This is a genomic window from Riemerella anatipestifer (assembly GCF_035666175.1).
GTDB lineage: Bacteria > Bacteroidota > Bacteroidia > Flavobacteriales > Weeksellaceae > Riemerella > Riemerella anatipestifer_D.
In genome coordinates this window covers 331,626-345,392 of sequence record NZ_CP142016.1, presented here as the reverse complement: position 1 = coordinate 345,392, position 13,767 = coordinate 331,626, and the positions used below count along the sequence as shown (strand labels likewise).

General features: G+C 33.8%; 10 protein-coding genes. 8 read left to right on the top strand and 2 right to left on the bottom strand.

Annotation, left to right across the window (positions count from 1 at the left end):
- Nucleotides 1-32: 32 nt before the first annotated feature.
- Nucleotides 33-644: an NUDIX hydrolase gene (locus VIX88_RS01650; RefSeq protein WP_064970194.1), complete on the top strand. Its 612-nt coding sequence runs from the start codon at nucleotides 33-35 to the stop codon at nucleotides 642-644.
- On the opposite strand, the gene VIX88_RS01645 is transcribed toward VIX88_RS01650, so the two are convergent.
- Complete coding sequence (locus VIX88_RS01645; RefSeq protein WP_064970195.1) at nucleotides 627-1,901, bottom strand: UDP-N-acetylmuramoyl-tripeptide--D-alanyl-D-alanine ligase; 1,275 nt, start codon at nucleotides 1,899-1,901, stop codon at nucleotides 627-629. The genes VIX88_RS01650 and VIX88_RS01645 overlap by 18 nt on opposite strands.
- Before the next feature lie 61 nt (nucleotides 1,902-1,962).
- The gene (gene gldJ, locus VIX88_RS01640) at nucleotides 1,963-3,576 is read right to left on the bottom strand and encodes a gliding motility lipoprotein GldJ (protein ID WP_064970196.1); all 1,614 of its coding nucleotides are present in this window, start codon (nucleotides 3,574-3,576) and stop codon (nucleotides 1,963-1,965) included.
- 335 nt (nucleotides 3,577-3,911) lie between these two features.
- Between gldJ and VIX88_RS01635 the strand changes: the two genes are divergently transcribed.
- The 7 genes from VIX88_RS01635 to gldG all read left to right on the top strand — a co-directional run bounded on the left by VIX88_RS01635 (nucleotide 3,912) and on the right by gldG (nucleotide 13,756).
- On the top strand, nucleotides 3,912-4,790 hold the full coding sequence (locus VIX88_RS01635) for an IS982-like element ISRa1 family transposase (RefSeq protein WP_127919822.1): 879 nt from the start codon (nucleotides 3,912-3,914) through the stop codon (nucleotides 4,788-4,790).
- Between the two features lies 1 nt (nucleotide 4,791).
- Nucleotides 4,792-8,682: a type IX secretion system sortase PorU gene (porU, locus tag VIX88_RS01630; RefSeq protein WP_214193971.1), complete on the top strand. Its 3,891-nt coding sequence runs from the start codon at nucleotides 4,792-4,794 to the stop codon at nucleotides 8,680-8,682.
- Between the two features lie 4 nt (nucleotides 8,683-8,686).
- Nucleotides 8,687-9,823, top strand: a complete 1,137-nt coding sequence (gene porV / locus VIX88_RS01625; RefSeq protein ID WP_064970692.1) for a type IX secretion system outer membrane channel protein PorV — start codon at nucleotides 8,687-8,689, stop codon at nucleotides 9,821-9,823.
- A gap of 131 nt (nucleotides 9,824-9,954) precedes the next feature.
- A complete protein-coding gene (locus VIX88_RS01620; protein WP_064970694.1) occupies nucleotides 9,955-10,782 on the top strand; it encodes an SAM hydrolase/SAM-dependent halogenase family protein in 828 nt (275 codons plus the stop codon).
- Nucleotides 10,783-10,792: 10 nt separating this feature from the next.
- On the top strand, nucleotides 10,793-11,338 hold the full coding sequence (locus VIX88_RS01615; protein ID WP_064970696.1) for a CopD family protein: 546 nt from the start codon (nucleotides 10,793-10,795) through the stop codon (nucleotides 11,336-11,338).
- Between the two features lie 13 nt (nucleotides 11,339-11,351).
- On the top strand, nucleotides 11,352-12,086 hold the full coding sequence (locus VIX88_RS01610; protein ID WP_064970698.1) for an ABC transporter permease subunit: 735 nt from the start codon (nucleotides 11,352-11,354) through the stop codon (nucleotides 12,084-12,086).
- A 2-nt stretch (nucleotides 12,087-12,088) separates the two neighbouring features.
- Complete coding sequence (gene gldG / locus VIX88_RS01605; protein ID WP_214193970.1) at nucleotides 12,089-13,756, top strand: gliding motility-associated ABC transporter substrate-binding protein GldG; 1,668 nt, start codon at nucleotides 12,089-12,091, stop codon at nucleotides 13,754-13,756.
- The last annotated feature ends 11 nt before the right edge of the window (nucleotides 13,757-13,767 follow it).

Below are 13,767 nucleotides of genomic sequence, written 5' to 3'. Positions count from 1 at the left end.
CTTATTTTTGTTAAATTATTAAACTTCCGCAAATGTATAAAGTTTTTATCAATGAAAAAAGATTAATCATCAGTAATCAACCCGAAAGTACGGAGCATAACATAATATTTACTGATGAGAAAAATATAGAAGAGGGGATAGAGCTACTAGAAAAAACTTCAGCAAGAGAGGTTTGTGTTTACGCCTCTAATATAGATAAGCTGTGGAAGTGTTTTAAATCTTTATTTCATATTGTAGAAGCGGCAGGAGGTTTGGTAGCGAATAAAGAGGGCAAAATTTTATTTATACATAGACTAGGGAAGTGGGATTTGCCTAAAGGTAAACTAGAGAAAGGCGAAGGTGTAAAAGAAGCGGCTGTAAGAGAGGTAGAAGAAGAAACAGGGATTACAGACTTAGAACTGTTAGATTTCTTACAAGAAACTTATCACATCTATACCGAAAAAAAGAAAAGAATACTCAAGAGAACCTATTGGTTTACTATGAAATACAATGGCTCCGAAGTGCCTTCTCCACAGATAGAAGAAGGCATCAGCAAAGTAGAATGGAAGTCTCATAAGGAAATCCAAGAATACATTTATCCTCAAACATTTAAGAATATACAGCTACTAATTAACCTTTATTTTAGATTAAACAATATCGTCTAATATTTTTTCTAAGGCAATACCTCTTGAGCCTTTTAAGAGAATATTTTTAGTGGTTAAAGGTTGATTTTTAAGATATTCGGAGAGTTGTTGAGTGTTAAGAAATGCTGTACCTTGTGTATTTACACTAGAGAAATGTTTCCCAACGGTAATAATTTTATCAAAATTGAGAGATTGTGCTTTTTGAAGAATAGTTTTGTGTTCTTCCTCGGAAGCATCGCCTAGCTCTAACATATCCCCAATGATTACGGTTTTACTACCATTAAACAAAGCAAAATTCTCTAAAGAAACTGCCATACTACTAGGATTAGCATTGTAAGTGTCTAATACTAAAATTTTATCTCCTTTTTGCATAATTTGAGAACGCATATTGGTAGGAGTGTACTCTTGTATGGCCTCTTTAATAAGATTTTTGTCAATACCAAAATATAGTCCTAGAGTTACAGCTGCTGATATATTAGTAAAGTTATAAGCTCCAGTAAGTTGTGAAATTATTTCTTCGCTTTCAAAAATAAGTCCTACCCTTTGATTATCATAGAATAACTGGAAATCATAATCAGATTGAGGTGTTCCAAAACAAATGGTTTTAGAGTAGTCTTTTGTTTTTTCCACTTGTATGGTATCGTTGGCATTAACTAAGATTTGTTTATTTTCTTTTTTAAGATAATCATACAACTCTGATTTTCCTTTGATAACACCTTCTACACCTCCAAAGCCCTCAAGGTGAGCCTTTCCAAAATTGGTAATATAGCCATAGTCGGGCTGAGCTATTTGACATAAAAGTTCGATTTCTTTTTGATGATTAGCCCCCATTTCTACTACAGTAATTTCATGCTCCGGCTTTATAGAAAGTAGAGTAAGAGGAACGCCTATATGGTTATTAAGATTACCTTTAGTAAATTGTACCTTGTATTTCTTAGATAATACTGCAGCTATGAGCTCTTTAGAAGTGGTTTTTCCATTACTTCCTGTAAGAGCAATAATAGGAATGTTAAGTTTATTTCTATGAAAGGTAGATAATTCTTGTAAAAATTTTAAAGTAGAAGGAACATAAAAAATATTTTTACTGATATTTTCGTACTCCTTTTGTTCTACTATCACGGCTAAAGCTCTTTTGTTAATAGCGTCTTCTGCTAATGTTGCCGCATTGAAATTCTCACCAGAAAAAGCAAAAAATAAATCACCTTCAGCAATAGTTCTACTATCAATGGAAACTTTATTGCTTTTTAAATATATTGGATAAAACTGTTCTATATTCATAGCCCAAAAATAAAAAAACCTTTCTAATAAAGAAAGGTTTTTTTAGAGTTTAGGAAGTTATTTATCTTTTACTTCTTTTGTTCATATTGTCTTTAGCATCTTGTGCTACACGGAAGCCTACCCAGCCGTAAGCTCTTGCTTCATCTCTATATCTTCTTTGCCCTGGGTCTAGCCAATATGCGGTATCTTTCCATGAACCACCTTTAACCACTCTAGAGCTATTAGAAACGTTAGATGTTCTAAACTTTTTATCTTTCTCTAGGATAACTTTCCCTTTAGCATCTACAAAGAATCTTCTCTTAGAAGAATTATACATATTAAACTCTTTAGATGCAGCACTGTCAAGTTCTCTTCCGTTTCCAGCACCTAGAGAAGACATGAAATCTCCATCACGGAAGTTTCTTTTATCGTCAACAACTTCTCTTTCATATTGTCCTGGTAAGCCTCTATAGACTCTTCTGCCATCTGCTAAAGTATCATATTTTATATTGTTACCATCAACTTTAGAGAAGGTGCCATCACTATTTTTAACTACTTGCTTATAAACATTACCTCTGTAATAGTTAAAATCACTAGCTTCATCGTCTATAATTGGTCTGTAAACATCGGCTGTCCATTCAGCTACATTGCCATACATACCATAAATACCTAAGTCGTTAGAAGGATACTGTCTTACATCAGCAGTGGTAGGTGAGCCGTCGTTATTCCAACCCGAAGTTCCCGAATAGTCTCCTCGACCATATTTAAAGTTCTCAAGGAACATACCTCTGTTTCTACCTTTGTTGCCTCTTAGTTTATCAATTTCTGGAGTTTTCCCTGTATAAAGATTATACTCTCTGTTCTTTTGTAAACCTAGAGCAGCAAATTCCCATTCTACCTCAGTAGGGAGACGATATTTGGTAACTACCGCAGAACCATTACCTCTGTTGGCAGCTAAAATCCTAGAGTTAGTTGTTTTGATGCCAGACTTTTGTTTAAGTCTTTGCTCATTGATATAACTCTGCATTTCAGGGTCGTTCGCTTTATACTTGTCTAATGTAAAAGAGGATTGCCCTTGGTTATTACTTTCGTTGGTATATAAATCTTTAGAAATAACTCCTTGATCCATTAGTATTCTTTCTCCAACTCTGTCCGTTAGCCATTCACAATACCTGTTAGCTTGTAACCAAGATACCCCAACTACAGGATAATTGTTATAGGCTGGAGAACGAAAATAAGTTTCTGAATAATCATTTCTAGATAGTTCGTTATTCCAAACTAAAGTGTCAGGCAGAGCTCCTTTATAAATATCTTTGAAACTAGGGTCAGAAGAAGGGAAAACAAACTTTAACCAAGTTACATAGTTACGGTAATCGTAATTGGTAACTTCGGTTTCGCCAATAAAGAAAGAGCTTACTTGCATTCTTCTAGGAGTGTTGTTCCAGTCGTGCATCACATCATCTTTCACTAATCCCATAGTAAAAGTACCGCCTTGTACGAATACCATTCCTGGTTGTCCTTTCTGTTTTTCTTCTTTTCCAGAGAAGAACCAACCTTTTTGGTCGTTTTCTTTCCAGCCTGTAAGGCTTGTAGTTTTACCTGAACCTCCTCCTTTTTTGGTGTTGCCACTACCACAACTAATTAAGGTTAAAGATGAACCTAAAACACATAATGAAAATAACTTTAGTTTTTTCATTCGATATAATATTTTTCTTTTATTTAAATAACAATGAGTAAGAGTTAGCTAATAAAATGCTAATCTCAAAACACTTTCAACTTACAAAGAAAGCTAAATTATTCTACTTTACAAAATAGATTTTAACCTTTTTTGCTAAACGAAAAGAATTAAATTTTATTGTTTTAATTTTTTACTTTTACTTTGCAAAGAAAACAGATTTATTCTAAACATATTAGAAATATTCATTATGAAATTATTACTTAATAACCCGTTGTGCATTATGAAATGAAAAAAACAAGAGTTGTTTATTAGACTGAAAATCAGTATATTGTTTTTGCTATAAAACGGTATAAATGAACAACATAGAGCAAATATATGAAAGAATTTTGGAAGTTTTAGGACTTTTTTCAGAAAATCAACTGATTAGTTATCAGAGAAGAACACCTAAAATGAGCGATTTAGAAGTCATAAGTCTTAATATTACTGCTGAATACTTGAGTATTGATAGCGAATTACAGTTATTTAGAAAATTGCCAAACTCTCTGATAAACAAAATTGAAAGAAGTGTTTACAATAAGCGAAAACGAAGACTATCCCTACAAACAGAGCAAATTAGACAGCGTATTTCGATGGAGTTCAATGAGTTTGAAGATATTTTTATCGTTGATAGCATGCCAATGAAAGTTTGTGAAAACGCTCGTTCTACTCGTTCAAAAATTTGTAAAGAGCAATCCTATTCTTCACCAACATATGGTTATTGTGCTTCACAGAAATTATATTTCTATGGCTATAAACTACACGCAGTATGTTCTTTAAATGGTGTGATTAAGAATTTTGATATAAGCCCTGCATCCGTTCACGACATCCACTATTTAAAAGATATTGGTGAGCAAATGCGAAACTGTACTTTAATTGGAGATAGAGGCTATTTATCAGCAAAAGTTCAAATAGATTTATTTAACTATGCTAATATTAAATTAGATACACCAATGAGAAGTAATCAGAAAGATTATATTCCTCAATTTTCATTGTACAAGAAAAAGCGAAAACGAATTGAGACATTTTTCTCTCAACTTTGCGACCAATTTATGATTAAAAGAAACTATGCTAAAACTTTTGAAGGCTTTAAAACAAGGATAATCAGTAAAATAACCGCCGCAACGGTTATTCAATATATCAATAAATTTATCTTCCAAAGAAAATTAAATCATCTAAAAATCAGTATTATTTAAAATGCACAACGAGTTACTTAATAAGAATATACTACTAGCAATAGTTTTGGTGTGTAATTTTTTTGGAGCTCAAACCACCCAGATACAATGGCAAGGTAGTACAGAACTAAGTTATGGCACGGATAAATCGGTTAAATTACCTAGTTTTACTAATAAAGAATTAGTATTTGATAATAATCAAATATACCTTCAAAATACCACAAAGGTAGCTCAAGATGAAAGTTATAGTGTTATAAATTTGGTGTGGGAAAAACTTCAAGATAACCAGAAGTTTGATTTAGATGCTTCTTTAATAACATCAGAGGAGGAAGCGGAAGTAAACATGCAAAAAAACTCCTTTGGAGAAGGTTTTCTTCTGAACTTGAGAATTAAAGTTATAAAAAAAGAAGGTGATGAGCTTAAAAAATTAGTTTCATACACTTTAAAAAAAGAGGCTAAAGTTTTAAGGCTTAATAACAATTCAAACAAGATTTTATCCACTTCGGTGACTAGTCCATTAGCTTCAGGAACTTTTTATAAAATAAAGGTAGATAAATCAGGCGTATATAAAATTACTAGTCAGTTTTTGAGGGATAATGGTATCAATCTGTCTTCCATCAATCCTAAAAATTTCAGAATATATGGTAATGGAGGGCTTATGTTACCTGAATATAATCAAGATAAGTATTATAAAACATTGCAAGAGAATGCGATAGAAGTAGTAGGCGAGGAAGATGGGCGATGGGACGAAGAAGATTATGCTCTTTTTTATGCTCAAGGTGCAGATGGTTATGCTTTTTATAACAGGAGCAATCGTAAAACGGATGCGAGACTAGATAGGGCTATCCATTATAAAAATATCTACGAAGGCAATGCTTATTATTTTATCAATTTTGACATAGGTGCTGGTAAGAGGATTAGTACAACTCAAGATACTACACCCACGACCGACCTTATTACAGAATACGATGCCTATCAGTTTATCAATGAGGATAAGAATAATCTTAGAGGGATAGGTAGATTGTGGGTAGATGATGCTTTTAGTAGTGCAAAGGAAGTTACTTTTAATCTAACGGACGTTCCTTCGGATTCTAGAGTGAAATTTAGAACAAGATTAATTGCTAAAGATGCTCAAAGTACTAAAATTACCTTAAACATAGGAAGTAGTACCTTTGAACAAAGTGTTTCTGGACAAGGTGGATATAATTCTATTTTATTCCTCTCTTCTATATCTTCAGACACTAATAAAGTAACGTTTAATTATACTCCAAATATAAGTGCTAATCCTAATGCCGTATTTTATCTAGATTATGCAGAGATAGAGTATAAGCAACCTTTAAGATTCAATGGTTCTCAAATGAATTTTAGAAATTTTGGGATAGCGGAGACTTCAGGACAAAACTATGGATTTCAAATTAGTAGTGCTGAGGCTATTGATAGAGTTTGGGATGTGTCTGATGTAACTAATGTTAAGAATAAAAAGAACCTTAACTCTGCGAATAACCTTTTTACTTTAGCTTATCTTGCTAATAGTGATACTTTTAACAATGAGTTCGTTGCCTTTAAGCTAGATGTAGCTTATACACCTAGTTTCATAGGTAGGATAGAAAATCAAAATTTACAGGCTCTTACAGATGTAGATTACCTTATTATTACAAGTTCTGATTTCGCAACAGAAGCCAAAAGATTGGCAGATTATCACACTCAAAAAAATGGATTTAAAACAGCGATTGTAGAGCCTGGCAAAATATATAACGAGTACAGTTCAGGTGGACAAGATCTTACCGCAATAAGAAACTTCATTTCTCATCTTAAAAATAATGGAAGATTAAAATATGTACTATTATTGGGAGACGGCTCTTACGACTATAAAAATTGTACAGGGAGTAATTCTAATATTGTACCCACTTATGAAAGTGAAAGCAGTTTAGATTTTAGTAATTCTTATGTTACTGATGATTATTTTGTAATGACTTCACCACAAAGAAGCACTTCTTTGAGTAATGTTTTACCTGACCTGCCTATTGGGAGAATTCTCGCTAAAAATATAACAGAAGCTAAAATAGGGATAGATAAAACTTTAGCATACTACAACGCTTTGCCTAACCAATCTACGCCTTTCGGAGAATGGCGAATGAATATGGATTTTGTTGTAGATGACGATAGAGATGGAGGGGCTCCTTTCCACGATGAAATTAATTCGGCTTTAGTTAATTTGTTTGAAACTAACACTTCAGATAAAAAGGAGTATCATATTAGAAAACTTTATTTAGATTCATTTTCTCCGGAAACTACTGCAGGAGGGCAGAGATTTCCTCAAATTACACAGGGGATTAACACAGCTATGGGGAACAGTTTATTTTTGTTCTATTTTGGGCATGGTGGACTTAATGGGTGGGCTCAAGAGAGAGTGCTTACACTTAATGAAGTTAATCAATTTAACAACTTTAGCAGTACTTATAGTCGTTTTCCACTTGTTTCTACTATTACTTGTGAGTTTACACTTTGGGACGACCCAAATACACCGTCTTTAGGAGAGATTTTATTTAAATTAAAATCGGGAGGTCCAGCCATGATGATTACTTCTAGTAGGGAGCTAGGAGTGTCTTACGGGAGAAGATTTACCAATTCATTCTTAGAGTCTATTTTCAAAAAAGAAAATGCAGAACGTTTCTACACTTTAGGAGATGCTTTTCTAATGGCGAAGAATAATTTTGGGGTTCACCCAGATCATCTAAAAGTTAATATGTTGGGAGACCCAGCAATGAGGCTTAGCCGACCTGCACCTAGAATTGTGATAGACCAAATAGAAAAACCAACTCAAGAGAGTTTAAGGGGGTTGGATTTTGTGAAAATTAAAGGTCGTGTCAATACTATTTCTGGGGATTTAGATGAGGCTTTTAATGGTAAAATAGTAGCTAACATTTTTGATAAAATACAAAGTAAAAAAACACGAAATAATGATGGTGGCCTAACACCGATACTTAATTATAAAGAAGAAGGAAATCCTATTGTTAAAACCTCAGGCACGGTTAAAAACGGAGTTTTTGAGATAGAGTTCTATATGCCTAAGGATATTGATTTTAGTTTGGGAGACGGAAGGCTACTCTTATATGCGGACAATAAAGAGATGGATGTTTACCAATCCAAAACGGTTAAAATTGGTGGTATCAATCCTGATGGTATTAAGGATAATGAACCTCCTAAGATTAAACTTTTTATGAATAATACCAATTTCGTTAATGGAGGTATCACAAATGAAAATCCTGTATTTTTGGCTTGTGTTACAGATGATACAGGGATTAACGCCACAGGAGCTGGTATAGGACACGATATTACAGTAATTTTAGATGGAGAAGTTATCAATACCATTGTTCTTAATGACTTCTATACTTCGGGGGAGGGAAATGGTTGTGTGAGTCCTAGTCTTAAAGATTATCAGAAGGGAATTGTAAATTATCCTTTTAGGAATTTAAAATCGGGAGAACATCAATTGGTATTTAAAGTTTGGGATATTAACAATAATTTCTCAACAGCATCGTTAAACTTTGTAGTGAGACCTCAGGCGGAGGAGAATTTAGTAGTAAAAAGATTGTTAAATTGGCCAAATCCATTTACTAATAAAACCTATATTCAGTTTGAACATAATTGTCCTGATGTTTTAGAAGTAGGAGTTCAGATTTATACCATTACAGGGAAACTTGTTAAAACCCTACGCCAGACTGTAAGTTCGGAGCCTTTTAGAGAAGGATTTAGGACAGGAAGACAACAAATAGAATGGGATGGAACAGATGATTATGGTGCAAATGTGGGAAAAGGTACTTATATTTACAAAGTTTTTGTAAAAAGTACCAATCAGGAGACTTGTAAAGGTTCTTCTACTCAAATAGAAAAAATGATAATATTAAAATAAAAATATGAAAATTACCAAAAAACTACTTTTAGGACTGGGAGTAACGGCTAGTACCTTAGCCTTAGCACAGCAAAAAGGGCAAGTACTTACGGGAGCTCCTTTTCTTAGAATTTCTCCAGATGCAAGAGCAGGAGGTATGGGAGATCAAGGGGTGGCGACTTCTTCAGATGCATTTTCGCAGTTTTGGAATGCAGCAAAATATCCTTTTAGTAAAACTTCTTCGTCCGTAGGTGTAAGTTACACACCTTATATGAGTAAGTTAACTAATGATGTTTTCCTTCTTTATGCTGGGTATCATACCTTTTTAGGAGAAGAAGAGCGTTCTACATTAGGAGCTAGTATCTACTACTTTAATATGGGGCAGGTAGATTTAACTAAGTTAGTAGGAAGTCAAGTAAAAAAAGAGGGAACTGTAACTCCAAACGAATTTGCAATTGATTTGTCTTATGGTTTAAAACTGTCTGATACTTACTCTATGGCAGTTACGGGGCGTTATATTCGTTCAGACTTTGGTAGTTTTAATTCAGATAATACTACTAAACCAGCTAATAGTTTTGCAGTAGATGTTTCAGGTTTTTATCAATCCCCTAAGCATCAGAGTTTTGGTGATTATGAAGGGCAAGCTAGAGCAGGTTTTGCAATCCAAAATTTAGGTCCTAAGTTAGATTATACAGGAGATGATACTTCTCGTTCTTACTTGCCAACCACTTTTAGAATTGGTGGAGGTTATGATGTATTTTTAGACGATGTTAATAAAGTAGGACTTAGTGTAGAGGCTTCTAAACTATTGGTGCCAGGCTCTGAAATTCCAGCAGGTAGCACCACGCCTCAAATTCCTAATGTAGGTGTGATGGAAGGGATAGGGAAGTCTTTTAGCAATCCACAAAGTTTAATGCTAAGTGGAGCGTTAGAATATTCTTATGATAATGCCTTTGCGGTAAGAACAGGTTATTTTAGAGAGAGTGAACTTCAGGGAGGCAGACAGTTTGCTACGGTAGGTATTGGTTTTAATTATCAATCTTTCGGATTAGATGTTTCTTACCTTATCAATACTTCTAAAGTTAATACCGCTTTAGATAATACGTTGCGTTTCGGACTTACTTGGAACATAGGAGACGATACTTCTAATGCAGACCGCTAATATAGGTTAAAATAGATACAATTTCTTTAGGCTAATCTTTATCACAGGTTAGCCTAAATTTTTATATAAAAATCATATTTCAGAATTAAAAATAAGATAGACTACTGCCCTAAAATCCTTATCTTTGCACTATGCCAGTGATAACACTTACATCTGATTACGGACTTGTAGACCATAGAGTTGGTGCTATTAAAGGGAGTATTTTGGCTCTAAAATCTGATGCTAGACTTATAGATCTTAGCCACGATGTAGAACCTTATAATCTTCTTCAGGCGGCGTATATCGTTAGGAATGCTTATACTTATTTTCCTAAAGGTACGGTGCATCTTATAGCGGTAGACAGTTTTTATCATAAAGATAGAAAAGCAGTAGTTTACAAAGTAGATGGGCATTATTTTGTAGCTGCTGATAATGGCATTCTTAGTTTAATTTTTTTCAACATCAATCCAGAGGAAGTTTATGAAATTACTTTGAATAACAGGTTTGATGACGAAGTTAATTTTACAGCTACCGATGTTTTAGTTCCTGCAGCGGTTCATCTTCATAATGGTGGTTTGCCAGAAGTAATAGGGCGGGTTTATAATGAACCTAAAAAAATATCTTTCCCGAAAGCGATAGAAACAGATAACCTCATTGTAGGGCAAATTATGTATGTGGATAATTTTGGTAATGCTGTGTCTAACATCAGTAAAGTATTTTTTGAGAAGAAAGCGGCAGCTTATGATGAGTTTGTTGTAAAATTTAGGAGCTATGCTCTGTCAAAAATTTACAATCAGTATACAGATGTTGTAAAAGATTGGGAAAATGAGAGACAATATCATGGTAAGCCTTTAGTCTTATTTAATGATGCAGATTTACTGGAAGTAAGTATTTATAAAGGAACTAAAAATAACGGAGCAAAAACTCTATTAGGCGTAAGTGTGGGCGAAAAAGTGTATGTAGAATTTAACAAAAATTAAATCATAAGTTATGGCATATTTAATCATAAAGGCATTACACATCATATTTATGGTAAGCTATTTTGCTGGGATTTTTTATTTGGTGAGATTATTTGTGTACTATAAGGATACCGATGATTTTGATGCTCCAAAACAAACCATTCTTAGAGAGCAATATTTGTTTATGATGAGGCGATTGTGGAATATTATTACCGTTCCTGCAGGAGTTTTAATGTTACTTTTTGGAGTCATTCTTATCATAATGAATCCTTATCTGATGAAAATGCCTTGGTTTCATCTGAAACTGACTTTTTTAATTGGTTTAGCGGTATATCATTATTGGTGTTGGAAGAAAATTTTAGTGGTGAAAAACCTTAATTTTTCGGAACTTTCTACTCCTAATATTAAATTAAGACAGGCAAATGAAATTGCTACTTTTCTACTATTTTTAGTAGTATTCACAGTAATTTTAAAGGTTTTTGTGATAGATTATTGGTGGCAGTTGATAGTGGGTTTCATAGTTCTTGTAGTGGTAATTATGCTCACAGTAAAGCTAGTCAATAAAAATAAAAAATAATCGTTTCTATAAAATGATAGCATTATTTAAAAAAGATTTTAAAGCCTATTTTGGAGGCTGGTCGGCGTGGCTGATTATCGCTGTGTATAGTCTTATTGGAGCTTTGTTTCTGTTTTTCTTTGATAACAGTTTTAATATTTTAGAAATAGGAACTGCCTCTTTACAAAGTTACTTTGTTTTATCGCCTTGGTTGTTAATGTTCATTATTCCAGCATTGAGTATGAAATCCTTTGCAGAGGAGCAACAAAACGGTACGCTCTATTGGCTGTTTTCTCAACCTTTAAAAACTTTTGAAATTGTAGGAGGGAAGTTTTTAGCCGTTTTTTTAGTGGGGATTTTATGCTTGTTGCCATCGTTGTTCTATATGTATACAGTCTATACTCTTGGTATGGTGGAAGGTAATTTAGATTTAGGAATGACATTAGGAGGTTACATAGGATTATCGGTTTTAATCGCGGCGTTTTCTAGTGTGGGCGTTTTGGCATCTACCTTATCGTCTAATCAAATTATGGCATACCTGTTAGGTGTTTTTGTTAATTTTATATTGTATTTTGGGATTGAGCAATTGGCAAGTTATAAACTATTGGGAGCAGCAGATTATTGGCTTCAAAGTTTAGGCTTTTACCATCATTTTATAGCATTTACGAGAGGATTGATAGATACCAAAGATGTATTTTATTTTCTATTGATAATAATGATTAGTTTGTCTCTTTCCACATTTTTTATTGATAAAAAGAAGAAGATTTAAGTATGAAAAAATGGCTTCAAAATAATATCACCATTACAGTAGCAGGAATAGTAGTTCTATTGGGCGTTTTTGGTATATTTCAAACGAGGTTTGACCTAACGGAAGAAAAACGCTACACACTTAATGAAGCTACCATAAAGACTTTAGAATCGGTTAAGAAACCTTTGGTGATAGATGTTTATTTGGACGGAGATTTCCCTGCATCGTTTAAACAACTCCAAAGCGAAACCAAATTTATGCTAGAAGAGTTTAGGAAAATCAATCCTAAAATTGACTATAAATTCATAGATCCTATTAAGACTAAAATGTCAAAAGATACGCTAGTGGCTATGGGAATGCAACCGTCTATTCTTCCAGATATGAAAGATGGTAAGGTATCAGAAATTGTACTATTTCCCTATGCAGTAATGCGTTATGCAGACTATGGGACTTCCATTCCGTTGATTATAGACCAAGTGGGATTAGATGCGAGTACCCAGCTTAATAAATCCATAGAAAATTTAGAATATAATCTTATTTCTAACATAAAAACTCTGACCACCGAACATAGAAAAAACATTGGTATCATCGTTAATCATAGCGAACTAAAGCCTGATGCGTTCCAAGGATTTGTGGATATGGTATTAGAAAACTATAATATAGGAGCTATTATTCCTGAAAAGGAGACAGGGCTTTCTGTGGCCGATATGCCTAAGCTTAAAAAGATGGATGCTCTTGTGGTTGCTAAGCCTAGAAAACCTTTCTCCAATGAAGAAAAAGTAGTGTTAGACCAATACATTATGAATGGTGGAAAGATGCTATGGATGTTAGATGCAGTAAACGCTGAAATGGATACGCTTTTCCAAGCAAAGAAGATTATGGCATATCCTGTAGACCTCAATCTTACCGATTTTTTCTTTAATTATGGGATAAGGATTACACCTGCTCTTGTAAAAGACTTTAAGAAAACAGCCTTTATAAGGCTAAGAGCAGGAGAAATTGCAGGAAACCCTCAATATAAAAATTTCCTTTGGCCTTATTTTCCGTTAGGTATATCAGAAACACCTCATGTTATTACTAAAAATATCAATCCTGTAAAACTTGAATTTCCTACAGCAATAGATACACTCTCTAGGGAAGGGGTAAAAAAACAGGTTTTGTTTGAGTCTAGCGAAAGAACTTCTAGCAAGGCAGTGCCTAACTATGTAGACTTTTCCGAAATTGTGAATGCAGACTCTCTGGGAGCAATGGAACGCCCAAGCACTCCAAAGATTTTTGCAGTAAGTTTAGAAGGTAAATTTAGGTCGGCTTATGCTAATAGAAGTGAGCGAAGTAGTTTTCCTAATTTTAAAAGTCAAAGTACTGAAAATAAAATGCTCATAATCGCAGATGGGGATGTAGGTAGGAATCAAATTCTTAAAGGGGAGCCTTTGCCTCTAGGTGTAGATTTGCTGACCAACCAAAAATACGGCAACGAACAGTTTTTGAGAAATGCTTTAGATTGGCTTTTGGACGATTCTAACCTTATGAGCCTTAGAAACCGAAACATAGAAGCCCGACTTTTAGATGCTAGAAGAATAGAACAAGAGAGAACAGAATGGCAGTGGTTTAATTTATTATCTCCTTTAGTTCTGATAGCTGCGTTGAGTGCTTTGTTTTATTGGTGGAGGAAACAGAAGTATGTAAAATAAATCTGTAATTA

Bases quoted from the DNA above. Each gene is read 5' to 3' on its own strand.
- VIX88_RS01650 (WP_064970194.1), top strand. From the start codon at position 33: ATGTATAAAGTTTTTATCAATGAAAAAAGATTAATCATCAGTAATCAA.
- VIX88_RS01645 (WP_064970195.1), bottom strand. From the start codon at position 1,901: ATGAATATAGAACAGTTTTATCCAATATATTTAAAAAGCAATAAAGTT.
- gldJ (WP_064970196.1), bottom strand. From the start codon at position 3,576: ATGAAAAAACTAAAGTTATTTTCATTATGTGTTTTAGGTTCATCTTTA.
- VIX88_RS01635 (WP_127919822.1), top strand. From the start codon at position 3,912: ATGAACAACATAGAGCAAATATATGAAAGAATTTTGGAAGTTTTAGGA.
- porU (WP_214193971.1), top strand. From the start codon at position 4,792: ATGCACAACGAGTTACTTAATAAGAATATACTACTAGCAATAGTTTTG.
- porV (WP_064970692.1), top strand. From the start codon at position 8,687: ATGAAAATTACCAAAAAACTACTTTTAGGACTGGGAGTAACGGCTAGT.
- VIX88_RS01620 (WP_064970694.1), top strand. From the start codon at position 9,955: ATGCCAGTGATAACACTTACATCTGATTACGGACTTGTAGACCATAGA.
- VIX88_RS01615 (WP_064970696.1), top strand. From the start codon at position 10,793: ATGGCATATTTAATCATAAAGGCATTACACATCATATTTATGGTAAGC.
- VIX88_RS01610 (WP_064970698.1), top strand. From the start codon at position 11,352: ATGATAGCATTATTTAAAAAAGATTTTAAAGCCTATTTTGGAGGCTGG.
- gldG (WP_214193970.1), top strand. From the start codon at position 12,089: ATGAAAAAATGGCTTCAAAATAATATCACCATTACAGTAGCAGGAATA.